The following is a 22,672-nucleotide window of genomic DNA, read 5'->3' on the forward strand; positions in this document are numbered from 1 at the left end:
TGGAAGCATGCAGCGAATCGGCGATAGCCGCCGCCGCATCAGGAATGGGCCGCCCGGAAGAAGGAACGAACGCCAGGAGGATTTCAATCGCTTGCAGCAGAAGGAGGTACGACAGATGGAGCAGTTTTTGGCGGATTTACATGCAATCGACGCGGGCAGCGTCAAGTATAACGAACCGTTGGCAGCGTATACGACGTGGAAAATCGGCGGGCCGGCGGATGTGCTTATCATACCGAATACGCAAGAACAGCTGGTGGCAGTCGTCCAGTTGCTTCATCGGCACGGACTGCGGTGGACCAATCTAGGCCGCGGCTCCAACATGCTCGTCAGCGACAAAGGAATCCGGGGCGTCGTCATTCAACCGGGCGAAGGATTCGATTATGCGCGATTCGATGGCAAGTTCGTTCATGCAGGGGCCGCATATTCCTTCATTAAATTGTCGGTTCTGGCCGGCAAGGAAGGATTGACGGGACTGGAGTTCGCGGGGGGGATTCCGGGCTCGGTAGGCGGAGCCGTCTACATGAACGCAGGCGCCAACGGCTCTGATGTGTCACATGTATTCAAATCAGCTGACATTGTGCTGGAAACAGGGGAATTGGTTCGCTTCGGGGCAGAGGAGATGTCGTTTTCCTATCGTCATTCCTGCCTCCAAGAAAGGCCGGGCATCGTGACGGGCGCAGTATTCGAGCTGGAAGAGGGAGACCGGAAAGCGATCGCGGCGTCTATGGCCGCGCTTAAACAACGGAGACTCGACACCCAGCCGCTTAAACTCCCGTCTGCAGGGAGCGTGTTCCGCAATCCGCCGAATGATTTTGCCGCGAGGCTGATTCAAGAAGCAGGATTGAAGGGAATGCGCCAGGGGGGCGCAGAAGTCTCCACGCAGCACGCCAATTTCATTGTCAACACCGGGCAAGCAACAGCTGAAGATGTCCTCACCCTGATGGCAACCATACAAAACACGATTGAAGAAAAATACGGCATTCGGTTGGTAGCCGAGGTATTGGTTGTGGGTGAGCGGTAAATCGGAGGTGATAAATTGGACAAATTGGTGATTGAAGGCGGGAAACCTCTCTCAGGAACCATTGTTATCCAAGGCGCGAAAAATGCCGCTTTGCCGATTTTGGCTGCAAGTATGCTGGTAGAGGGAAAAGTGACGATCGATCATGTGCCCAAACTGCTCGATATCGACGTCATGCTGAACATTTTGCGTGAGCTTGGCTGCCGGGCGGAGCATGAGAATCAAACCGTCCAGCTCGATACGTCAACCCTGCAATCCTCCCACATTCCTGAAGCGCTTATGCGCCAAATGCGTTCCTCCATTTTTTTAATGGGGCCGCTGCTGGCGAGATTTGGCGAAGTAACGATTTATCAGCCTGGCGGCTGCGCGATCGGAGAACGGAAAATCGATTTGCATCTGAGCGGCTTGCAAGCGCTTGGTGCGCTGGTCGTAGAAGAGGGAAGCCGGATTGTCTGTTATGCGGATGAGCTGACAGGCGCGGAAATCCATTTGGATTTTCCAAGTGTCGGAGCAACGGAGAATATTATGATGGCCGCAGTGCTTGCCAAAGGGCTGACGACGATCAGCAACGCGGCAAGAGAGCCGGAAATACAAGATTTGCAGCAATTCCTGAACTGCATGGGTGCGAAGATCATCGGCGCTGGCACGGACACGATTACCGTGGAAGGAGTCGAGAAGCTGGCACCATGCCGATATCAAGTGATCCCGGACCGCATTGTGACCGGAACCGTCATGGTTGCAGCAGCCGCTACGCGCGGTCAGGTGACGCTGCTCAATACTTGCCCGGCGCATCTGACTTCGCTCATCCATGTGCTTAGGCGCACAGGTGTTCAAATCGCGGTGGACGGTGATATAATCAAGGTGGGCACGGCAACGAGGCCCAAATCGATTGACCGGATCGTCACCTCCCCATATCCGGCTTTCCCAACCGATCTGCAGTCGCAGCTGATGGTGCTGCTCGCGCTTGCCGACGGCGTCAGCATCATGAAGGAAACGATTTTTGAAGGCAGGTTCAAGCATGTCGATGAGCTGACCCGTATGGGAGCCGATATACGCGTAGACTTGAGCTCTGCAATCATTCGAGGCGTTTCCAGGCTTTACGGCGCAACGGTAGAAGCTACGGATTTACGCGCAGGCGCAGCGCTGGTTATCGCAGGACTTGCCGCGCAAGGCAAAACCGTCGTGGAGCAAGTGCATCATATCGATCGCGGTTACGACGAAATCGAAACGATGCTGGGGCAGCTAGGCGCGCGAATTACCCGCTATTCACCTATTCCCAATAATATAATCGTGCCTTAGACTGTATGTTGACACGATAGAGAACGCGTGAACGGCTCCAGCCTGCAAAGTGGCGGGATGCCGTTTGCGTTTATACAAAGAGGGGACAAGCCATGCAAGAGAAGATGCCCGTACTGCGGGAACCAGTCAAACGGCGCAGGGGCGGCAAGAAGCTCCTCGTGGTGCTCTTATTGCTGTTTATCGTTATATTGGGCGTGCTGTTCTTCAATTCTTCCATCAGCAAAGTAGCCACCGTAACGGTAGAAGGCCAAAATTACCTTCAGGCTGGGAGCATTCGCAAAACGGCAGGGGTTGCCGCCGGCGACTCGTTCTTCCGAGTTTCCTCGCGCACGATCGAAGCCCGCATCCGTACCTTGAAGCCGGTAGAGAAGGTCACGGTAACCAAGTCTTTCCCGGGCAGCGTAACGATTAAGGTGAAGGAATTCGAAACGGTTGCCTATGCGCTGTCGAACAATGGCGAATTGACGGCGGTTTTGGCGAACGGAACCAACGTTCCAGCCGGCACAGATCCCGTTGTGGACAAGCCGATTTTGTCGGGCTGGAAGACGGATGATCCTGTCTTGGCCTCTCTTTGCAAAGCATTAGCCGCGATTCCGGAGCCGTCGCTCTCCGACTTCTCGGAGATTAAGCCGGAGCCGTCGCCCTCTTATCCGGATCGGATCAAAATCTACACGAGGACGCGTTTTGAAGTCATTACAGCGGTCTCGCTGCTGTCTGAGAAAATACCAACGATGAATGCTGTGATTGAAATTCAGCCGCCCGGCATCATTACGATGCTCCTTGCGGATAAATATGCGCCTTTCTTTCCAGAAACGGAAGTAAATACCACCACTGTGCAAAAAGAGACTACTCAATAGCAGCAAAGAATGATACAATTTTAGTTATGTAGCTAAATTGGACCTTCTTTGCCTTTTTTCGTAAGCGACTACAATCGGACATGGAAGATCATGCGCCATCAGCATAAATTTAACTGTTGAAAAAATTGTAGAAAAAAGAGGGAAAATGAGTATTGCGTTGAATAAGAAGAGATGCATGCACAGACACGGCATTTAATTGTACCTTATTAATGTTGAAACGGAGGTGCCAGAGGTTGAGCAGCAATGACATCATCGTCAGTTTGGACATCGGTACATCCAAGGTTCGTGCTATTATTGGCGAAGTAAATAACGGCGTCATTAATATTATTGGAGTTGGATCTGCCGACTCAGAAGGTATACGTAAAGGGGCTATCGTTGATATCGACCAAACCGTAGCATCCATTCGCAATGCGGTGGATCATGCCGAGCGAATGGTTGGCATTCAAATAAGCGATGTCTATGTCGGTATTCAAGGCAACCATATCGGCTTGCAAACGAATCACGGCGTCGTCGCCATTTCGAACGAAGACCGCGAAATCGGTGAAGAAGATATCGAGCGTGTCCTGCAAGCGGCTAAGGTCGTCGCATTGCCGCCCGAACGCGAAATCATTAATCTGGTGCCGAAGCAATACTTGGTAGATGGTCTTGAAGGCATATCCGACCCTCGCGGGATGATTGGCGTGCGTCTTGAAGTGGAAGCAACCGTTATAACCGGAGCCAAAACAGCGATACATAATTTAGTCCGGTGCGTAGAAAAAGCCAATTTGCGGATTTCCGGCATCATTTTGATGTCGCTGGCTTCCGGTCAAATGGCGCTAACTAAAGATGAAAAAATGATGGGTACGGTGCTTGCCGATATCGGAGCTGGCTCCAGTACGATTGCAATTTTTGAGCAAGGGAGCATCGTCGCAACTTCAACGCTGCCTGTCGGCGGTGAATACGTGACCAGCGACATTTCCTACGGTCTTCGGACCCAGACGGAGCAAGCGGAGAAAATCAAGCAAAAATTCGGTTGCGCGCTTGTAGATGATGCAGCCGAGGATCAGAAATTCAAAGTAATGCGGATGGGCAGCAACGTGGAGAAGGAATTCTCCCAGGTTGACTTGGCCAATATTATCGAACCGCGGATGCAGGAAATTTTTCACTTGATTCGTCAAGAAGTTAAACGTTTGGGCTACGGGGAAAAGGTCAACGGTTATGTGCTTACAGGTGGGACCGTTACCATGGCGGGCACGCTGCCGCTTGCCCAGCACGAACTGGAAGCTAGCGTCCGCATCGCGGTGCCCGATTATATCGGCGTTCGCGACCCTGCTTTTACCAGCGGCGTAGGCATGATTCAGTACGTATCCAAGTACATGAGAGGCCGCTCGGTTTCCGCACCGAAAAAAAGCGCCGGCCGCAAAGCAAATGCAGCAGCACCGAACACACCCTCGAAGCCTGGCCTATTCGAGCGTTTGAAAAATATGTTTAGTGAATTTATTTGATCGGGGGATACAACAGCATGTTGGAATTTGATTTCGAAAATGAGCTGCTGGCGCAAATCAAGGTCATCGGTGTAGGAGGCGGCGGCAGCAATGCCGTTAACCGAATGATTGAGAACGGCGTAAGAGGCGTTGAATTTATTACGGTTAATACGGACGCTCAGGCGCTGCATATGGCCAAATCCGAACAAAAGCTGCAAATCGGCGATAAGCTGACCCGTGGTCTCGGAGCCGGTGCAAATCCGGAGGTAGGGAAGAAAGCCGCCGAAGAATCCCGGGAAACAGTCATGAACACGCTGAAGGGCGCCGACATGGTGTTCGTTACGGCGGGAATGGGCGGCGGAACGGGCACGGGCGCAGCTCCTGTCATTGCTGAAATCGCGCGTGAATGCGGCGCGCTCACGGTCGGCGTCGTAACGCGTCCCTTCACATTTGAAGGGCGGAAGCGCTCCGGACAAGCCGAGCTTGGCATTGAAGCCTTGAAAGAGAAAGTAGATACGCTGATCGTCATTCCGAATGATCGCCTTCTCGAAATCGTCGACAAGAAAACACCGATGCTCGAAGCGTTCCGCGAAGCGGATAACGTGCTGAAGCAGGCGGTACAAGGGATTTCCGATCTGATCGCGGTTCCAGGCTTGATCAACCTTGACTTCGCCGATGTTAAGACCATCATGACGGAACGTGGTTCCGCACTGATGGGAATCGGCGCAGCGACAGGAGAGAACCGTGCTGCGGACGCAGCACGCAAAGCGATCCAGAGCCCGCTTCTGGAAACGTCCATCGACGGCGCGCGCGGCATTATCATGAATATTACGGGCGGTGCTAACCTATCGCTCTATGAAGTTAACGAAGCGGCGGAGATCGTCATTTCCGCATCCGATCCGGATGTGAATATGATTTTCGGTGCCAGCATCGACGAGAACCTGAAGGAAGAAATCAAAGTTACCGTCATCGCAACGGGCTTTGAGCATCGCGGAGCTGCTCCTCTGCGTCGCCCAAGCACGGGACAACCTGCCGAAACGGCTGCAAGTCAGGAAGCGCCGCGTCAATCGAATACCGGTAGCAATGGGCCAAAACCTTTTGGTACTCCGGTAAACAGTGACCAGCTCGATATTCCGGCATTTCTTCGCAACCGTCGCAACAACGATCGCTAATAATGAGGACTTTAGCCGCTTTCCGTATCTACGGAAGGCGGCTTTTTTGCTAGCTTTTGGCATGGAAAACGCAGCCTTCCAAGCTGGCACCCGAAGGCTCATCGACAAAAAAAGATCGCTCCTGACGGCATGTTTAGACAGACATTGTAATAGGATTTAACTATACTAGACACAAGCCGCTGATCCTCGCTAAAGCTTGTAAGAGACACGCGGCGGCAAGGAGCTTCGGCAGGAAGGTGAAGGCGCTGAATGCGGTTTATATCGATGTCTATTTTCTCGTAAACCTGCTGATCGATGGTTCTAATTTGCTGCTGACCGCATGGGTTCGAAGTGTACGCGCCAAGTGGTGGCGGATACTGCTCGCTGCTGCTGCGGGAGCGATGTATGCTGTTATGATTATTTTCCCTCCTTTGTCGTTTCTGTTTACGATCGTCATCAAGATTTTGTTGTCCGTTGTCATGCTGTTCATTGCCTTCGGATTTGGAAGCATACAGCATTTTGCGCGTCTGACAGGTGCGTTTTACGGCGTGAATTTCGCTGCCGCCGGAGCCGTGCTTGGTTTTCATTATTTGTTTATGAACAGTGCGAACCAGCTGTGGCAGACCGTCGTCTACGACGTAAACGGCAAACCTGTCTTCATGCTGAGCACTTCGATGATTTTTGTATTCGGGCTGCTTGTGGTCGGTTATTACATTTACCGTTCAGTGATTATGCAGCGCCGTGAGCGCGATTTGGTTACAACGCATCTCGCGGAGGTGAAGGTGCGAATCGACGATCGGGAGTATAGCTGCACAGGACTGATCGACACGGGGAACCAGCTATACGAGCCGCTCACGCGAACGCCCGTCATGGTGATGGAGGCTGCGGTATGGCAGGATGCACTGCCGGCTGCATGGATTCATCATATTCGGGAGGCAAAGGTAGACCAGCTCTTGGCGAGCATGACGGACGAAGAGCCCTTTATATGGCGCGACCGGCTGCGGCTGGTGCCTTACCGTGGGGTCAACCGCGGCGCTCAGTTCATGCTGGCCATCAAGCCGGATCTGGTTATCGTGAACAGGGACGGGGTCGTCTTTGAGTCCAAGAAAGTATTAATCGGATTAGATGCCGGAAAACTCGTTGCCGACGGGACGTACCGGGCCATTATCCATCCGTCGCTTCTTCAGCATCGAAGCGCCACGATCGATCCAATACACAGCTCTTCGGAAAGGGATGGAGCAGCATGCTCGTCAAATGGAAATTGATCCTGCAGTTATATTATTATCGCGTTTTGTTTTTATTCGGGTTAAAGAGCGAGGAAATTTATTATATTGGCGGAAGCGAAGCTTTGCCTCCACCGCTTACGCGCGAAGAAGAAGAGTATTTGCTGGAGAAGCTCCCTTCAGGCGATACGGCCATACGCGCCATGCTGATCGAACGAAATCTCCGTCTCGTCGTCTACATTGCCCGCAAATTCGAGAACACCGGCATTCATATCGAAGATTTGGTCTCCATCGGCGCCATCGGCTTGATTAAAGCCGTCAATACCTTTGACCCGGAGAAGAAAATCAAGCTGGCGACCTATGCCTCCCGCTGTATCGAGAACGAAATTCTGATGTACCTGCGCCGCAACAGCAAGACGCGCACGGAAGTGTCCTTCGACGAGCCGCTCAATATTGACTGGGATGGCAACGAATTGCTTCTGTCCGACGTACTCGGCACCGAGAATGACACGATCTACCGTAATATCGAAGAGCAGGTAGACCGCAAACTGCTGCACAAGGCACTTGATAAACTGACAGAGCGGGAACGCATCATTATGGAGCTGCGCTTCGGTTTGGCGGACGGCGAAGAGAAGACGCAGAAGGACGTAGCCGATCTCCTAGGGATCTCGCAATCCTATATCTCGCGTCTAGAGAAACGCATCATCAAACGGCTGCGCAAGGAATTTAACAAAATGGTCTGAACCTGTGAGCGCAAAAAAGTCCGTAACCCCTAGCGGGGCTGCGGGCTTTTTTGCTAGTCATTCATACGGCAGGCCACCCAACAGCGAACAACTAATTGACAGGGTAGTGTATTACGGGTATAGTACACATATAGTGTATGAATCACATAGTACATACACCAGAATAAGGGAATTCCAGGGCAGAGGTGATGATCCGTTGGAAGTGAAATTCAATAATCGCGACCCCGTCTATATGCAGGTGGTTCAGCTTTTCAAGGAACAGATCGCGACGGGACAGCTGGCGAAGGGGCAGGTCATTCCCTCTCGCCGAGAGCTTGCGGGCACGCTGCAAATCAACCCCAACACCGTTCAGAAAGCGTACAAAGAAATGGAGGAACAAGGTTTGATCGTAACGGAAGGAAATTCGCCCAGCCGAATCACGACAGATGAACGAGTCTTGCAAGCGATAAGAGGAGAGCTTATCGCGGATGCTGTCAATGCCTTCGTCGCATCGATTCATAAAATACAAGTTCCGGTCGACGAGCTGCTTGCCATCGTAAAGCTGCGCATCGAGGACAGCTACGCTAGGAACGCAGAGGAGGGAATCGGCCATGATTGAAGTCAAAGGAATCGGCAAGAAATACGGCCGCAAGCATGTGCTGAAGAACGTGTCCTTTACAGCGGAGAAAGGGCAGATCACCTGCTTGATTGGCATTAACGGCGTCGGTAAATCAACCGTCCTGAAGGCGATCATGGGTCTAACGCCTATCGCGTCCGGGGGGATTCTGATTGATGGCCATCCGCTAAGCAGTCCGTCCTATGAGAAAATAACCTTTATTCCCGATGCGATTACAATGCCGCCGAACATGACGGTCGACCACTGCAAGCAATTTATGAAAGATTATTATAGCAGCTGGAATGCGAAGCGGGCTGACGAGCTTACTGGATTTTTCAAGCTGAACGGCGGGGATAAAGTCGGCGAACTGTCCAAAGGCAATGCGGCTAAGCTCAATTTGCTGCTAGGTTTGGCGCTTGACGTGGATTACGTGCTCATGGACGAACCGTTCTCCGGGATTGACATGTTCAGCAGGGAACAGATCGCATCCGTCTTTACAAGTCATCTGATCGAGGAGCGAGGCGTGATCATCACGACGCACGAGATCAATGATATTGAGCACCTGATCGATAAGGCCGTCCTGCTCGATAACGGCATCGTTCGCCGGGAATTCGATACCGATACGGTTCGGCAGGAAGAAGGAAAGTCGGTTATGGACGTCATGAGAGAGGTGTACAACGGATGAATCGGTATTTGAAGCTTGTCCATTGGGAAATTACGCGGTTTTGGAAAATGTTAATGATCATGGCCTTGGTGACGATCGTGATGCAATGCGCCGGTGTCATTTACGTGACGAAGCGGCATATCAGTCAGGTAAATGAAAGCATTCAAATGAACAACAGCACGATCGCGGCTTACGTGCAGCATTATGGCAAATTATCGTTTATTGAAGGCATCGAGCAGGCGGGGCTGGCCATTTACGCGTCAATAACGGTCTGCATCGGCGTACTGATCCTTTACGTGTTCTTCATTTGGTATAAGGAATGGCTCGGCAAGAACACGTTCATCTACCGCTTGCTGACGCTGCCGACCGCGAGGCGGAATATCTATTTCGCCAAGCTTACAGCGATACTATTATTTATCTTCGCACTCGTGGCGCTTCAGATTGTGCTTGTGCCGCTTGAGAACGGCTTGTATATGCTGGCAGGCGGGAATACGCTCTTCGCGTCAAGCGGTATGTTCGAACTTATTAGCAGTAATCGTTTGCTGCACATCCTGATTCCCCAGACCTTTACGGACTTTGTCGTCAATTACGGTACAGGCGCCATCTTCGTCTTGATCATCTTCACGGGAGTGCTCTTGGAACGCAGCTACAGGCTGAAGGGAATCGCGGCCGCAGTGTTGTTTATCGTTACCGCTTGTCTCTTCATGATCTTGCCGCTCGTCCTGTTGACTCGAATGGCGGAAAATCTCTACCAGAACGAGATTTTCTTTATTGAAGCGGCACTCGGGCTAATCGTTGCCGCGGTCACGATATGGCTTGGCCTGCATTTGATTACGAAGAAGGTTACAGTATAGGAGGCGCATAAACATGAGAAGGTATTGGTTTTCGATTGCGCTTCCGGTATTCATTGCCGCAAGCATCGGTACCTATTACGTAGGTAAGGCCACCAGGGATTTGCCGGATTACAAGCTTCAAAGCGCTGCTGGAGATGCGAGGGAGGCGAAGGATCTCGTATTCGAGGGAGAGGCTAAATTCAATAAGCTCAGCAGGTATCAGCTTCAAATCGGCATTGACGGTGCGAGCTACGAGGGAAAGAAGTCCATGATCGGACAGATAATCGAAGCGGATTACGCAGAAATGAACCCGGATATAGCCCGGTTGAAGAAGGCGAATAAGAGCTTTGCTCGCGGCAAGGGAAGCTTCAACGGGTTCTATGCTGATACAAATAAGCTTGCTTATGCCTTAGCTAAAAGAAGCCAGGGAAAATCCCTCGACGGCCGCGATAATTATTCGATTCTGATCTACACGCTGGATGTGGATTCTGGCAAGAAACGCCATTTCGAGGCCGTGCTGCCGGAGAAACAGAAATTCTCATCGTTCTATATTTACGATGTTCAAGCATCGCCGGATAACCGACTGAAGCTTCTGGTTCAGCAGTCCGAGGAGAAGCTGAGCGATATGCGCGGAGGCAGCTTGAAGTCCGAAATTCACTTGTATACGATCGACTTGGACAAAGAAGGAATCGCCGGCGATCAGACGATTGCTGCGGACAAGGCGCTGGGCGGAGGCAAAGCGGAGCAGTACACGATCAACGAAGTGAACGCCAACGTCGCTTCTCCGTCGGATTATGCGTTCATTGTCGAAACGACCGTTCGAATCAGCAAAGACGCTGACGGCAACACGAACGAGCGGGACATTGTCAATCGCTACGCGGTGTATGATTACGCATCCGCCAAGCTTACGCCGGTTGCCGGAGGGGAGGGCAAAGGCTCGAAGGACAATGGAGCGCTGTACGTGAACGGCGATAAGCTAATTGCCTTGTCGATGAACGGCAGCGAGCTTCATGTTCAAAGCAGCGATCTCCCGAACGGCGAAGTGCTGCGCAGTTTGACATCCCTCTCTTGCTCAAGGGAAGCCTATTATCGGGCATGCTGCATTTCGTTTACGACGGGCGTCTGTATGTGTTTAATCGCGTGGGTAAGAAAAACGAGGTGCTCATTGCGGATTTATCCGGCGGCAAGGTGGTCTACCAGGGGAAATTGGCGGTCGACGGCACAGCCAAGCAGCAGGAGGAACGAATGGCCGCGCTGCAGGTGTACAACTTCTATCTCGCCCCGTAATAGTACCAGACAAGCCTGCGGCGACCTGCCGTAGGCTTGTTTTTTGCTCTCATTTATGCTTATCCGAGCCTCCAGTTTCTTGTATTTGGCAGGGAATAAATTGGGGGTCCAAGGAGATACTGAACATTAATGTTTCTCCTTGGGAGGTAATCACGTTGACCCGAAACAAAGTCGAGATTTGTGGAGTGGATACCGCGAAACTGCCCGTCCTCACGAATGCCGAGATGCGCGAGCTCTTCACGGCATTGCAAACGCAAAATGAGTGGGCAGCAAGAGAGAAATTAGTCAATGGCAACTTGAGGCTAGTGCTTAGTGTGATTCAACGGTTTAACAACCGCGGGGAATTCGTCGACGATCTTTTCCAAGTCGGCTGCATCGGCCTCATGAAAGCAATCGACAATTTCGATCTCAGTCAGAATGTTAAATTTTCCACCTATGCGGTGCCCATGATCATCGGCGAAATCCGCCGTTATCTCAGGGACAACAACCCTATCCGCGTATCGCGCAGCCTGCGTGACATCGCGTATAAGGCGCTTCAGGTTCGGGACAGCTTAACGAACAAAAACTCAAGGGAGCCGACGATTTTCGAAATTTCCGAGGCGCTGAACGTTCCGAAGGAGGATGTCGTTTTTGCGCTGGATGCCATTCAAGACCCGGTATCATTGTTTGAACCGATTTATCACGACGGTGGCGACCCCATCTATGTCATGGACCAAATCAGTGATGATAAGAACAAGGACGTTTCGTGGATCGAGGAAATCGCCCTCCGCGAAGCGATGCACAAACTGAATGAACGCGAGAAAATGATTCTCTCCATGCGGTTTTTCGAAGGGAAAACGCAAATGGAGGTTGCTGATGAAATCGGCATTTCGCAGGCGCAGGTATCCAGGCTGGAGAAGTCGGCCATTCAACAGATGCAGAAGCATGTCAAAACGTGAAATAAGCAGAGTCGATAACAAACGGCGGCCCGGAACATGTTCCGGACTGCCTTTTTTATGCGTATTGCAGGCCGCACTCTGCTGGTTGCCCGGATGAGGGATAATTACTGCCAAGCAGGACATTTTGCCCAGCAGGCACATATAGTATTAATAAAGGCCTGTTTTGGATGCGTTCTCTCAGTCCTCCTGGAAGCGTGGTGAACGATAAGCATGAAAATTTCCGATTTCCAAACGAAGGATGTCATCAACATCGTAGACGGCCGCAAGCTTGGACAGATCAGCGATTTGGAGCTGGATTTGCGCCAAGGGCGGATCGATTCCATCGTCGTACCGAATTACTCCCGTTTCTTCGGCTTATTCGGCGGCGGCACCGATGTCGTCATTCCGTGGCGCAATATCGTAAAGATCGGCACGGATGTCGTGCTGGTCCGGATCGATGATGCCAAAGTGTATCGTACGGAAGAGGACGACGTTGTCGTTCGTTAACCAATTGAACGTACCCGCTTCCGCGGGAGTGTCCTGGACTCGCGCGGAGGCTTGCTGCATGATACACTTAACAGCAGAGGTGAACCGAGATGATGGAACCGTTTAAGTTGACACATTCAGCGAAGAAGCCTTCGCTTTTTTTATTGCCCCATTGGACCGAGCGTTACGCCGGCGTGGCAGCAGGCTTCTCAAGCCGCCATGGCGGCGTTAGCGAACCCCCTTGGGAGACGCTGAACTGCGGCTTGCATGTCGGCGACGTTTCACAGGACGTCGTCAATAATCGGCGCTTGCTCGCCGATGAACTGGGCTGGCCGTTCGAAGCATGGACATGCGCGGAACAGGTGCACGGCTGCCATGTGCATGTCGTGGAGGCGGAGGATCGCGGGAGGGGAGCCGACAGCTTGGATTCCGCCATCGGAGACGCGGACGCGCTGATTACGAATGAGCGAAACGTCCTGTTGACCTCGTTGTATGCGGACTGCGTGCCCCTATACTTCTTCGATCCTTCAGCAGGCGTGATTGCGCTGGCGCATGCCGGCTGGAAAGGCACCGTGCTGGAGATCGCCCGTAAAACAGTAGAGAAGATGACAGCCCGTTTCGGCTGCAAGCCGGAAGATGTCCAAGCGGCTATCGGGCCGTCGATCGGACTGTGCTGTTATGAAGTGAACGAAGTCGTCCTGGAGCGGGCTGTGCCAATTATGAAGCAGCTGAACTTGAAGCCAGCGGAGCTGGTAGTTCCGACCTCGGGCGGGAAGGCGCGCATAAACTTGAAAGAATTGAATCGACAGATTATGATAAAAGCAGGAATTTTGCCGAGCCATATCGAATGTTCACAGTGGTGTACTGGCTGTTCCACGGATCTGTTCTTTTCTCACCGGATGGAAGGCGGGGCAACCGGCCGCATGGTGAGCTGGATCGGAATGAGAGAAGGAGATTTTAACGCGTGACTTTAGCTGAACGTATGGAAGCGGTTGAACGAAAGCTGGCAGAGGCCTGCGCGAGAAGCGGCCGAAACCGGGCTGACATCGAGCTTATTGCGGTAACGAAGTATGTAGGCGTTCAGGAGACGCAGCAGGTGCTGCGGCACGGACTTGTTCATATGGGCGAGAACCGATGGCAGCATGCTGCGGACAAATGGAATGCCGTCACCGGCAGCGGTTGGGACAACGACTTGGCGAATTCGCCCGGCGGACAAGCTGTATGGCATTTTATCGGATCGCTGCAAACGAACAAAGTGAAAGACGTCATCGGGAAGTTTACATATATTCATTCACTTGATCGGCTGTCGCTTGCCCAAGCCATTGCGCGGAGGGCCGAGCAGCTGGGGATCGTAGTGCCTTGCTTCATTCAAGTTAACGTATCGGGCGAGGAAAGCAAGCATGGTCTTCCTGCAGAAGGGCTGATACCGTTCGCGCGCGAACTTGCAGCGTTTCGCCATATTCGCCCAGTTGGCCTTATGACCATGGCGCCGCTAGATGCGGAAGGCGAGCAGTCCAGGCCTGTATTCAGAGGTCTTAGGGAGCTTCGCGGCGAACTGAACCGAAGCGCTGTGCTTGAAGAACCGGTTAACGGTTTATCGATGGGTATGTCGGGGGATTTCGAGATTGCGGTTGAAGAGGGCGCCACGTGGCTGAGACTCGGTACGGTGCTTGTAGGCAAGAGCTGACGGAAAGCACCATTTTGGATGAAAGAGGGCGAGAGGCATGATGAACAAGTTTATGAGTTTTCTTGGACTGCAGGAAGAAGAAGAAGTCACCGAGCGGGAACGCATCGATACGCATGAAGAACAAGATGTTGAAACTTCTGCTTTCGAAGCACGTAAACAAACTGCAAAAGGCAATAATATAGTCAGCATTCATTCGCAGAAGAACGTTCGCGTTATTCTGAACGAGCCGCGCTCCTATGAAGAAGCACAAGATATTGCGGACCATCTTCGATCACGAAAATCCGTCGTCGTCAATTTGCAGCGAGTCCGTTCCGATCAAGCCGTCAGGATCGTTGATTTCTTGAGCGGGACAATCTACGCACTGAACGGCGGGATCTCGAAGCTTGGGCCTAACATTTTTCTATGCACGCCGGATACGGTTGAAATTCAAGGCGCAATAACGGAAATGCTGGCAGAGGAGCAAGACTACAAAAAATCGAGGTGACCTTGAGTTGGATTTCGTACAATTAATATTAACCCTGTCTCAAATTTATCAGTATATGATTATCGGGTATATTCTGCTTTCGTGGCTGCCGGGTCTTCGTGACAGCTTTATCGGAGAGCTTCTTGGCAAATGCGTTGAGCCTTATTTGAAGCCGTTCCGCAGATTTATTCCTTCTATCGGGGGCGTCATCGACATTTCGCCCATCGTAGCCTTGTTCGCGCTGCAATTTGTAGCTCGCGGACTTATCTTTATTCTTCAGCCGATCTTATGAAGAATGATATCTACGTCCATTTTCATCCGGATGAACGTCCATTCGTGGACCGGGCATCGGAGTGGGTGGACCGTGCAGCCTTTGCTCACGAGATGAAGCTGACGGATTTTCTGGATCCCAGGCAGGCGGACATCTTGGTTTCATTAGTCAATCGAAACCCGGATGTGCAAATCCGCCTGTTTGGCGGTTATGAGGGAGCAGAACGTAAGCGCGCTATCCTTGCACCGGATTACCGGGTACTGGACGATGAGCCGGAACGAATCGCGCTCATTCAAGTATCCGGCGGTACACAGGGACATTTGGAACTGGATCATGGCGATTATTTAGGTGCCCTGCTCGGTCTTGGCATTAAGCGGGACCGAATCGGCGACCTTCATGTGCATGATGACGGAGCCCATTGTCTCGTTGCGGAAGAAATAGCCGACTATATCAATATTCATCTGCGGCAAGTCCACCGTGTTCACGTCCTAACGGATCTGCTTCCGACGGCGTCGCTGCGTCCGGCCGTTTCGGCTCTGGAAGAGATGAACATTTCGGTGGCTTCTTTGCGTCTAGACGGTATTGCAAGTGATGTACACCGAATGAGTCGAACCAAAATTGTAGATCCTATCCGTGCAGGCAGATGCCGCGTGAACTGGAAGGTGGAAGAGGATCCATCTGCCCCGCTCAAGGAGGGGGACGTCGTTTCCTTGCAGGGATTGGGACGGTTTAAGGTGCTTGGCGTTGACGGCGTTACCAAAAAAGGCAGAGTCAGGGTCAAAATCGGCAAATTTATCTAATTCTTTGCAGGAAAATGACTTCATCTGTCGAAATTAGAATGTACAATCGGGACGACACGTCCTAGGACTCGATAACATTCAGGAGGTGCGCCAGTGCCGTTAACGCCATTGGACATACATAACAAGGAATTTGGCAGACGTCTTCGCGGATATGATGAAGATGAAGTGAATGAATTTCTCGATCAGGTTATTAAAGATTATGAAGCGCTCATTCGTGAAAATAAAGAAATTCAGAACCAAGCGCTTGCACTGCAAGAGAAGCTGAATCATTTCGCAACCATCGAAGAAACCCTCAGCAAGACAATTATCGTGGCGCAGGAAGCAGCAGATGAAGTCAGAAGCAATGCGAAGAAGGAAGCGCAGCTCATCGTGAAGGAAGCGGAGAAGAACGCAGACCGGATCATTAATGAGTCGCTCAGCAAATCCCGCAAGGTCGCCCTTGAAGTCGAGGAGCTGAAGAAGCAGGCGTCGATCTACCGTGCCCGGTTCCGGACATTGGTTGAAGCACAGCTGGATCTCTTGAGCCATGACAGCTGGGATTCCTTGGAGGGGCCATCCACGTACACAAGCGAAATTGTGCGCGGCTAAGCCCAATTGTTTGACAATTGTTTAGGAATGGCGTATAAATGGTAATAATCCATGTATACGAATGAATTCGTTGACGAGAACGAGTACGCGTGCGGATGCTCTCCAGAGAGCCGGCGGTTGCTGAAATGCCGGTGTGCAGACCCTTGCGGAAGATCCTCTCCGAGAAGCGCAGCTGAACCTTATGAGCACTCATAAGAAATAAGCTTCGCCGGTGGTCCGCCGTTACCCGGAACTCGGATGTGTACATCCGTGACTAAGGTGCCAAACAATCGGTGCTGTTTTTGCCTATCTATACGGAGGGGCTCTCAGCAGCCAGCGATTGTATGGAACAAGGGTGGTATCGCGAGCAACAGTCTCGTCCCTTTTTTAAGGGGCGGGGCTTTTTTTATTTTCAGGAGCCATGAAAGGGGCGTGCGAAGATGCAGCGCATCGATGTGAAAGAGAAAGCAAGAGCCCGTGATCTGCGGGTATTAGGCAAGTGGAAAGAGGATCAAACATTCCAGAAATCAATCGATAACCGAGCGGGCAAACCGAACTTCGTCTTCTACGAAGGACCGCCGACCGCAAACGGAAAACCGCATATCGGACATGTGCTAGGTCGGGTTATCAAAGATTTTATTTGCCGGTATAAGACGATGGACGGCTACCGGGTTGTGCGTAAAGCTGGTTGGGACACCCACGGTCTGCCAGTCGAGCTTGGCGTCGAGAAACAGCTGGGCATTTCCGGCAAGCAGGAAATCGAGAATTACGGCGTAGAAGCCTTCATCAAGAAGTGCAAAAGCAGCGTATTCGAATACGAGCGCCAATGGCGCGAGCTGACGGAAGCGATTGGCTATTGGACGAATATGGACGATCCTTATATCACGTTGAACAATAATTACATCGAGAGCGTCTGGCATATCCTCTCCACCATTCATGGCAAAGGCCTGCTTTACCGCGGGCACCGCGTAAGCCCGTATTGCCCGGATTGCCAGACAACGCTCAGCTCGCATGAAGTCGCGCAAGGCTACGAGGATGTCAAAGATCTGAGCGCCACCGTGAAATTCAAGCTGACAGGCAGCGGCGAGTTCGTGCTGGCATGGACGACGACACCATGGACGCTTCCGGCGAATGTTGCGCTTGCCGTGAATCCAAACCTGAGCTACGCGCGCGTCCTGAAGGACGGCGAGGTGTACATCGTTGCCGAAGCGCTTATCGAAAGCGTCATGAAAGGCGATTACGAGGTGCAATCCACCGTGAAGGGCACGGAGCTGCTGAATCTGAAATATACGCCGCCTTTCAACTATGAGATCGTCGAGAACGGCCATTTTATCATCCCGGGTGATTACGTCAGCGACACGAGCGGTACGGGTATCGTTCATATCGCGCCTGCACACGGCGATGAAGACTATAAGGTTGCCCGTCAGAACGGCGTAAGCTTCTTGAACGTCGTAGACAACGCCGGTCGTTACACGGAAGTCGTGACAGATCTCGCCGGCCGTTTCGTGAAAGAGTGCGATGTCGATATCGTGAAAATGCTCAGTGAGCGCGGTCTCTTGTTCTCGAAGGAACGCTACGAGCACAGCTATCCGTTCTGCTGGCGCTGCAAAACGCCGCTGATCTATTATGCAACAGACAGCTGGTTCATCGAGACGACGGCTATAAAGGATCAACTAATCGCAAACAACAGCGGCGTGGACTGGTATCCGTCCCATATCCGCGAAGGACGCTTCGGCAAATTCCTTGAAGATCTCGTCGACTGGAACATCAGCCGCAACCGCTACTGGGGAACGCCGCTTAACGTTTGGATATGCGACACCTGCGGCGGGCAGCATGCACCTGGCAGCCGCGCAGATTTGGCGGCACGCTCCGTTACGCCGATCTCGGAAGATATCGAGCTGCATAAGCCTTACGTCGACGACGTTAAGCTGCATTGTCCGCACTGCGAAGGCGGCGTGATGACGCGCACATCCGAGGTGATTGACGTCTGGTTCGACAGCGGCTCCATGCCGTTCGCGCAGTATCATCAGCCATTCGAGAAGCAAGAAGAGTTTGCCGAGCAGTATCCGGCTGATATTATCTGCGAAGGCATCGACCAAACGCGCGGCTGGTTCTTCAGCTTGCTGGCAGTATCCACGCTCTACAACGGCAAAGCGCCGTATAAAGCAGTTATCTCGACAGGCCACATTCTTGACGAGAACGGACAGAAGATGTCCAAGTCCAAAGGCAACGTTATCGACCCGTGGGAAATCATCGATGAGTATGGCACAGATGCATTCCGTTGGGCGCTGCTTGCAGACAGTGCGCCGTGGAACAGCAAGCGATTCTCGCGCGGCATCGTAGGCGAGGCCAAGTCCAAAGTGATTGATACGATCGTGAACACGCACGCGTTCTTCGCGCTGTACGCTTCGATTGACGGTTACGACCCGGCATCGCAGCCTGCTCGCGTATCGGGTAACAAGCTGGATCGTTGGATCACGTCGAGATTGAACAGCCTTGTCACTCAAGTGAACAAAAGCTTGACCGGCTACGATTTCCTGAATGCAGCCAAAGGCATCGAAGTGTTCGTCGACGAGCTCAGCAACTGGTATATCCGCCGTTCGCGCGACCGCTTCTGGGGAAGCGGGTTGAATGACGACAAGCTGGATGCCTATGGCACACTGCGTTCCGTGCTGGTTACGTTGGCGCAGCTGATCGCGCCATTCGCGCCGCTGCTTGCAGAAGACGTCTATACGAATTTGGGCGATGGAAGCAGCGTGCATCTGGCCGATTATCCGAAGGCCGATGAAGCGGCGATCGACGAGAAGCTGGAACGCGATATGGAGACGGCGAGACAAATCGTTGAGCTCGCACGCAATGTCCGTAATGAAACGGGCATCAAGACGCGCCAGCCCCTTTCGGAACTTATCGTAGCGCTCGATAATGAATTTGATCTGACTCCTTACGAAGAAATCATCAAGGATGAGATCAATGTGAAAGCGATCAAGATCGCAAGCGGCGACAGCGGCTTTGTCGATTTCGCCTTCAAGCTGAACTTGAAGGTCGCTGGCAAAAAATACGGCAAGCATGTTGGGCCGATCCAAGCGCATCTGAGAACGCTGCTGCCTGCCGAAACGGGTGAAATTATGAAAGCCGGCGAGCTGTCCTACACGTCGCCGGATGGTGAAAGCTTCGTCATCGCGCTGAATGAGCTGCTCGTAGAGAAACAGGCCAAATCCGGCTTCGCATCGGCTTCCGGATATCAGCTGACCGTAGCAATAAATACCGATATTACTCCGGAACTTGAGCAGGAAGGCCTGGTCCGCGAAGTCATCCGTGCCGTACAAGATACGCGTAAGAAGCTGGATTTGCCAATTGAACAGCGGATAGCGCTCACGCTTGAAGTGGACGCAGAGCTGCATGCCGCCCTACAGGCGTTTGAATCGGTGCTGTTTGAAAATGTACTGCTCAGCAGCATGGAATTTGGCATTGCGCCATTAATGGAACGCGTCTCGCTCGGTGATCGGGAGATTGGAATTTCGATTGCAGGGGCATAGTAACCCATAGCAGCAAATCATACGTACGCCCATGTTCACGTGTCGGCGAGCGGCCTTTGCCGCCGCCGAACGCTTGCATGGGCGTTTCGTTTGATGCTTTGGGGAGGGAATAGTGCGATGGCGGAAGAAATCAACGAGAAAGAAATGAAAGGCGTCCATCATGCATTGGATGCGCTCGAGAAACGTCTGCAGAAGGTCACCATCCAAATGGAACGGACGCAAATTGCCGACTACGTGCAGCTATTAAACCGGCCGATTTCGCTGATTTGGCGCAATCTGCTCGGCGGATTGTCTCGAGGCATCGGCATTGCGATCGGTTTTACATTCTTTGCGGCGACGATTCTGTATGTTCTGCAGCTATTAGGTAAATTGAATTTACCGATTATCGGCGACTACATTGCAGATATCGTTCGCGTCGTTCAGCATCAGCTGGAAGGAAAAACCTATTAACATCATGATGTCCATCATTCCAATAAAGCTTCGCCTTCTTCGTTCTCCATATAATCGTTATAGGCTTTGTTTCGAACCACATAGCGGTGATTACCAGTAATATCGGTCGCTATGAAGCTTTCCAGGGATTCAACGTACCCGTCGAGTTCGTCGGATTCAATTCCTACTTCCTCATAAGAGGTCACATTGCGGTTCTCGGACATGGCGGGCGAGTTGGAATTCCCCCAGCGTTCAACGATTTGCCAGGCATCTTCCCCGTCGAAGCCGTTGAAGCCGTCTTCGTGATCATCCATGTCGGATCGGCCGAAAGGCGGCATGAGGAATGATTCCTCAATCGGTCGGTGCTCGGACAATTCCTGTCTTGGCGAATGCTCGGCACAATAAAGCGTGTCTGGGAGCGCCTGCAGGCGAGCAAGCGGTATGGGCTCTCCGCAGGTTTGACAGCTGCCGTAGCTGCCGTTGTCCATGGCGGACAAGGCTTCGCTGATGCGATTTAACCGCAGCTCTTCCTGTTCATGCAGTGCAATGTCTTTGCCTCGTTCGTAGGTCTCGGTCGCCGCGTCGCCGGGATGGTTGTCATAAGCGGACAAATCGCCGGTGGCGTCCCGCAGGGAAGTGGATAAGCCGTAGTGGTCGATGCTTGCTAATCGCTGCTCGGTAGCGGCTTTCTCCACGGTCAGCTGGCTCCGAAGATTGCGAAGCTGGTTATTCGTAAGTTTCGTCATCGTCATAAGGGAGTTACCTCTTTTCACGGAAGCTGAGTGGTTGCTGATGCTTTCGTTAGAGTTCGCAAAACGGGGCTATTTTAGAGGCGGGCATTCATGGTTACACTGGCAGAGAGAAAGGGAAATCAGCTAGTCGAATGCGGAATAAATATGCTACAATGTGGGGGATAAGGGGGCATATGCCGTGAAATTTTACTATTACTGGCTGGCGGTTTTTGTTTTCGTAATCGATTATTTAAGCAAGAAATGGGTGGAGCACAGCCTGGACATGGGTCAGACGAAGCAGGTGCTTGGCGATTTCTTCATCATCACCTCGATTCGCAACAAAGGGGCGGCATTCGGAATCCTCCAGGAACAACGATGGTTGTTCATCGTCATTACCCTCATTGTTGTTGGCGCTATTTTCTGGTATTTGACAAAGAACCGCAACAGCGGCAAAGTATGGCTGCTTACGGGACTCGGACTTGTGCTCGGCGGCGCGATCGGCAACTTTATGGATCGTTTGCTGTATGGACAAGTCGTCGATTTTCTTCAATTCACCTTCGGCAGCTATGTGTTCCCGATTTTTAACATTGCCGATTCCGGTATTTGCATCGGTGTAGGGTTGATTCTGCTCGATGCGCTTCTGACATCCAAGAAAGAGAACGGAGATTCAAATGGAAATGAACGAAATGGACAAGAAGGACATCAATTCATTCAATGACGAGCCGATGAGCTTCGTGATCGCCGATACCGAAGCAGGCGAACGGCTTGATAAATATGTAACGGAGAGCATGGAAGAAGGCTCCATTTCGCGTACGCAGGTGCAGGAATGGATTAAGGGCGGCGCTGTTCTTGTTAACGGACGCCAAGTCAAGCCCAATACGAAATTAACCGTGGCAGATGTGGTCACGGTTATTATTCCGGAACCGGAAGAAGCCGAGATCGAGGCGCAGCCGATTCCGCTTGATATCGTATACGAGGACAGCGATGTGATCGTCATTAATAAGCCGAGAGGAATGGTCGTGCATCCGGCTCCAGGGCACTATTCCGGAACGATCGTTAACGCGCTTATGTACCACTGCAAGGATTTGTCCGGCATCAACGGCGTGATGAGGCCGGGCATCGTGCATCGGATCGATAAGGATACGTCGGGACTTATTATGGCCGCGAAGAATGATTTGGCCCATGCATCTCTTGCCGCGCAATTGAAGGCGCATACGGTAACCCGCAAATATATCGCCCTTGTACATGGCAATATGCCGCATGAGCACGGAACCGTCGATGCGCCGATCGGACGCGACCCGCAGGATCGCAAGCTGTTTACCGTTATCCATAAAGGCAGCAAAGAAGCCGTGACGCATTTTCAGGTGATGGAACGGTTCGGCGATTACACGCTGCTGGAGCTTCAGCTCGAAACCGGACGGACGCATCAGATCCGCGTGCATATGAAATACATCGATCATCCGATGGCCGGGGACCCAGTGTATGGACGCAATAAGACGATCGGCCTCAAGGGTCAGGCTCTTCATGCGGCCGTACTGGGCTTTGAGCATCCGCGCACAGGTGAATACATGGAGTTTCAAGCGCCGATTCCTGCGGACATGGAGCATGAACTGACGATTTTAAGACAAAGGTAGATACATAATAGTGCAAAC

Annotated in this window: 24 protein-coding genes and 1 other annotated feature; of the genes, 23 read left to right on the plus strand and 1 reads right to left on the minus strand. The window is 52.1% G+C overall.

Going from position 1 to position 22,672, the window contains the following annotated elements:
- Nucleotides 1-115: 115 nt before the first annotated feature.
- The 21 genes from murB (at nt 116) to KXU80_RS00480 (ending at nt 20,310) form a co-directional block, all read left to right on the plus strand.
- Nucleotides 116-1,021: a UDP-N-acetylmuramate dehydrogenase gene (gene murB / locus KXU80_RS00380; RefSeq protein ID WP_219836358.1), complete on the plus strand. Its 906-nt coding sequence runs from the start codon at nt 116-118 to the stop codon at nt 1,019-1,021.
- 15 nt (nt 1,022-1,036) lie between these two features.
- Complete coding sequence (gene murA / locus KXU80_RS00385; RefSeq protein ID WP_219836359.1) at nt 1,037-2,317, plus strand: UDP-N-acetylglucosamine 1-carboxyvinyltransferase; 1,281 nt, start codon at nt 1,037-1,039, stop codon at nt 2,315-2,317.
- Between the two features lie 92 nt (nt 2,318-2,409).
- On the plus strand, nt 2,410-3,174 hold the full coding sequence (locus tag KXU80_RS00390) for a cell division protein FtsQ/DivIB (RefSeq protein WP_219836360.1): 765 nt from the start codon (nt 2,410-2,412) through the stop codon (nt 3,172-3,174).
- 233 nt (nt 3,175-3,407) lie between these two features.
- Nucleotides 3,408-4,658 carry a cell division protein FtsA gene (ftsA, locus tag KXU80_RS00395; protein ID WP_219836361.1) on the plus strand — a complete coding sequence of 417 codons (1,251 nt, stop codon included), beginning with the start codon at nt 3,408-3,410 and terminating at the stop codon, nt 4,656-4,658.
- Between the two features lie 17 nt (nt 4,659-4,675).
- Nucleotides 4,676-5,809 carry a cell division protein FtsZ gene (ftsZ, locus tag KXU80_RS00400; RefSeq protein WP_219836362.1) on the plus strand — a complete coding sequence of 378 codons (1,134 nt, stop codon included), beginning with the start codon at nt 4,676-4,678 and terminating at the stop codon, nt 5,807-5,809.
- Nucleotides 5,810-6,045: 236 nt separating this feature from the next.
- On the plus strand, nt 6,046-7,053 hold the full coding sequence (spoIIGA, locus tag KXU80_RS00405; RefSeq protein WP_258171187.1) for a sigma-E processing peptidase SpoIIGA: 1,008 nt from the start codon (nt 6,046-6,048) through the stop codon (nt 7,051-7,053).
- Nucleotides 7,032-7,754: an RNA polymerase sporulation sigma factor SigE gene (gene sigE / locus KXU80_RS00410; RefSeq protein ID WP_162356506.1), complete on the plus strand. Its 723-nt coding sequence runs from the start codon at nt 7,032-7,034 to the stop codon at nt 7,752-7,754. Before spoIIGA ends, sigE begins: the two co-directional genes overlap by 22 nt.
- A gap of 196 nt (nt 7,755-7,950) precedes the next feature.
- On the plus strand, nt 7,951-8,352 hold the full coding sequence (locus KXU80_RS00415) for a GntR family transcriptional regulator (protein ID WP_219836363.1): 402 nt from the start codon (nt 7,951-7,953) through the stop codon (nt 8,350-8,352).
- On the plus strand, nt 8,345-9,034 hold the full coding sequence (locus KXU80_RS00420) for an ATP-binding cassette domain-containing protein (RefSeq protein ID WP_219836364.1): 690 nt from the start codon (nt 8,345-8,347) through the stop codon (nt 9,032-9,034). Before KXU80_RS00415 ends, KXU80_RS00420 begins: the two co-directional genes overlap by 8 nt.
- The gene (locus KXU80_RS00425) at nt 9,031-9,867 is read left to right on the plus strand and encodes a hypothetical protein (RefSeq protein WP_219836365.1); all 837 of its coding nucleotides are present in this window, start codon (nt 9,031-9,033) and stop codon (nt 9,865-9,867) included. Before KXU80_RS00420 ends, KXU80_RS00425 begins: the two co-directional genes overlap by 4 nt.
- Nucleotides 9,868-9,880: 13 nt before the next feature.
- The gene (locus KXU80_RS00430) at nt 9,881-11,167 is read left to right on the plus strand and encodes a hypothetical protein (RefSeq protein WP_219836366.1); all 1,287 of its coding nucleotides are present in this window, start codon (nt 9,881-9,883) and stop codon (nt 11,165-11,167) included.
- 121 nt (nt 11,168-11,288) lie between these two features.
- The gene (gene sigG / locus KXU80_RS00435) at nt 11,289-12,071 is read left to right on the plus strand and encodes an RNA polymerase sporulation sigma factor SigG (protein ID WP_090573745.1); all 783 of its coding nucleotides are present in this window, start codon (nt 11,289-11,291) and stop codon (nt 12,069-12,071) included.
- A 210-nt stretch (nt 12,072-12,281) separates the two neighbouring features.
- Complete coding sequence (locus tag KXU80_RS00440) at nt 12,282-12,557, plus strand: YlmC/YmxH family sporulation protein (protein WP_219836367.1); 276 nt, start codon at nt 12,282-12,284, stop codon at nt 12,555-12,557.
- 89 nt (nt 12,558-12,646) lie between these two features.
- Entirely contained in the window at nt 12,647-13,504 is an 858-nt protein-coding gene (pgeF, locus tag KXU80_RS00445; RefSeq protein ID WP_308858143.1) for a peptidoglycan editing factor PgeF, read from the plus strand.
- The gene (locus KXU80_RS00450; RefSeq protein WP_219836368.1) at nt 13,501-14,223 is read left to right on the plus strand and encodes a YggS family pyridoxal phosphate-dependent enzyme; all 723 of its coding nucleotides are present in this window, start codon (nt 13,501-13,503) and stop codon (nt 14,221-14,223) included. Before pgeF ends, KXU80_RS00450 begins: the two co-directional genes overlap by 4 nt.
- Nucleotides 14,224-14,263: 40 nt before the next feature.
- Nucleotides 14,264-14,707 (plus strand): cell division protein SepF, encoded by a 444-nt coding sequence (locus KXU80_RS00455; RefSeq protein WP_219838789.1) that lies wholly within the window; start codon nt 14,264-14,266, stop codon nt 14,705-14,707.
- A 55-nt stretch (nt 14,708-14,762) separates the two neighbouring features.
- Nucleotides 14,763-14,978 (plus strand): YggT family protein, encoded by a 216-nt coding sequence (locus KXU80_RS00460; RefSeq protein ID WP_258171392.1) that lies wholly within the window; start codon nt 14,763-14,765, stop codon nt 14,976-14,978.
- On the plus strand, nt 14,975-15,757 hold the full coding sequence (locus tag KXU80_RS00465; RefSeq protein ID WP_219836370.1) for a YlmH family RNA-binding protein: 783 nt from the start codon (nt 14,975-14,977) through the stop codon (nt 15,755-15,757). Before KXU80_RS00460 ends, KXU80_RS00465 begins: the two co-directional genes overlap by 4 nt.
- Before the next feature lie 93 nt (nt 15,758-15,850).
- A complete protein-coding gene (locus KXU80_RS00470; RefSeq protein WP_219836371.1) occupies nt 15,851-16,345 on the plus strand; it encodes a DivIVA domain-containing protein in 495 nt (164 codons plus the stop codon).
- Between the two features lie 61 nt (nt 16,346-16,406).
- Nucleotides 16,407-16,711 (plus strand) — a binding site (T-box leader).
- 53 nt (nt 16,712-16,764) lie between these two features.
- Entirely contained in the window at nt 16,765-19,860 is a 3,096-nt protein-coding gene (ileS, locus tag KXU80_RS00475; RefSeq protein ID WP_219836372.1) for an isoleucine--tRNA ligase, read from the plus strand.
- A 144-nt stretch (nt 19,861-20,004) separates the two neighbouring features.
- Complete coding sequence (locus KXU80_RS00480) at nt 20,005-20,310, plus strand: DUF5665 domain-containing protein (protein WP_258171393.1); 306 nt, start codon at nt 20,005-20,007, stop codon at nt 20,308-20,310.
- A gap of 14 nt (nt 20,311-20,324) precedes the next feature.
- Here KXU80_RS00480 and KXU80_RS00485 read toward each other — a convergent pair whose 3' ends face one another.
- Nucleotides 20,325-21,041 carry a TraR/DksA C4-type zinc finger protein gene (locus KXU80_RS00485; protein WP_308858144.1) on the minus strand — a complete coding sequence of 239 codons (717 nt, stop codon included), beginning with the start codon at nt 21,039-21,041 and terminating at the stop codon, nt 20,325-20,327.
- Between the two features lie 178 nt (nt 21,042-21,219).
- Between KXU80_RS00485 and lspA the strand changes: the two genes are divergently transcribed.
- A complete protein-coding gene (gene lspA / locus KXU80_RS00490; RefSeq protein WP_219836373.1) occupies nt 21,220-21,738 on the plus strand; it encodes a signal peptidase II in 519 nt (172 codons plus the stop codon).
- On the plus strand, nt 21,698-22,654 hold the full coding sequence (locus KXU80_RS00495; protein WP_258171394.1) for an RluA family pseudouridine synthase: 957 nt from the start codon (nt 21,698-21,700) through the stop codon (nt 22,652-22,654). Before lspA ends, KXU80_RS00495 begins: the two co-directional genes overlap by 41 nt.
- Nucleotides 22,655-22,672 lie beyond the last annotated feature (18 nt).

It is taken from the genome of Paenibacillus sp. R14(2021) (genome assembly GCF_019431355.1).
GTDB lineage: Bacteria > Bacillota > Bacilli > Paenibacillales > Paenibacillaceae > Paenibacillus_Z.

Coding starts and splice junctions, on each gene's coding strand:
- murB (WP_219836358.1), top strand. CDS start 116: ATGGAGCAGTTTTTGGCGGATTTACATGCAATCGACGCGGGCAGCGTC.
- KXU80_RS00390 (WP_219836360.1), top strand. CDS start 2,410: ATGCAAGAGAAGATGCCCGTACTGCGGGAACCAGTCAAACGGCGCAGG.
- ftsZ (WP_219836362.1), top strand. CDS start 4,676: ATGTTGGAATTTGATTTCGAAAATGAGCTGCTGGCGCAAATCAAGGTC.
- sigE (WP_162356506.1), top strand. CDS start 7,032: ATGCTCGTCAAATGGAAATTGATCCTGCAGTTATATTATTATCGCGTT.
- KXU80_RS00420 (WP_219836364.1), top strand. CDS start 8,345: ATGATTGAAGTCAAAGGAATCGGCAAGAAATACGGCCGCAAGCATGTG.
- KXU80_RS00425 (WP_219836365.1), top strand. CDS start 9,031: ATGAATCGGTATTTGAAGCTTGTCCATTGGGAAATTACGCGGTTTTGG.
- KXU80_RS00430 (WP_219836366.1), top strand. CDS start 9,881: ATGAGAAGGTATTGGTTTTCGATTGCGCTTCCGGTATTCATTGCCGCA.
- KXU80_RS00440 (WP_219836367.1), top strand. CDS start 12,282: ATGAAAATTTCCGATTTCCAAACGAAGGATGTCATCAACATCGTAGAC.
- pgeF (WP_308858143.1), top strand. CDS start 12,647: ATGATGGAACCGTTTAAGTTGACACATTCAGCGAAGAAGCCTTCGCTT.
- KXU80_RS00455 (WP_219838789.1), top strand. CDS start 14,264: ATGAACAAGTTTATGAGTTTTCTTGGACTGCAGGAAGAAGAAGAAGTC.
- KXU80_RS00460 (WP_258171392.1), top strand. CDS start 14,763: ATGATTATCGGGTATATTCTGCTTTCGTGGCTGCCGGGTCTTCGTGAC.
- KXU80_RS00465 (WP_219836370.1), top strand. CDS start 14,975: ATGAAGAATGATATCTACGTCCATTTTCATCCGGATGAACGTCCATTC.
- ileS (WP_219836372.1), top strand. CDS start 16,765: ATGCAGCGCATCGATGTGAAAGAGAAAGCAAGAGCCCGTGATCTGCGG.
- KXU80_RS00480 (WP_258171393.1), top strand. CDS start 20,005: ATGAAAGGCGTCCATCATGCATTGGATGCGCTCGAGAAACGTCTGCAG.
- KXU80_RS00485 (WP_308858144.1), bottom strand. CDS start 21,041: ATGACGATGACGAAACTTACGAATAACCAGCTTCGCAATCTTCGGAGC.
- KXU80_RS00495 (WP_258171394.1), top strand. CDS start 21,698: ATGAACGAAATGGACAAGAAGGACATCAATTCATTCAATGACGAGCCG.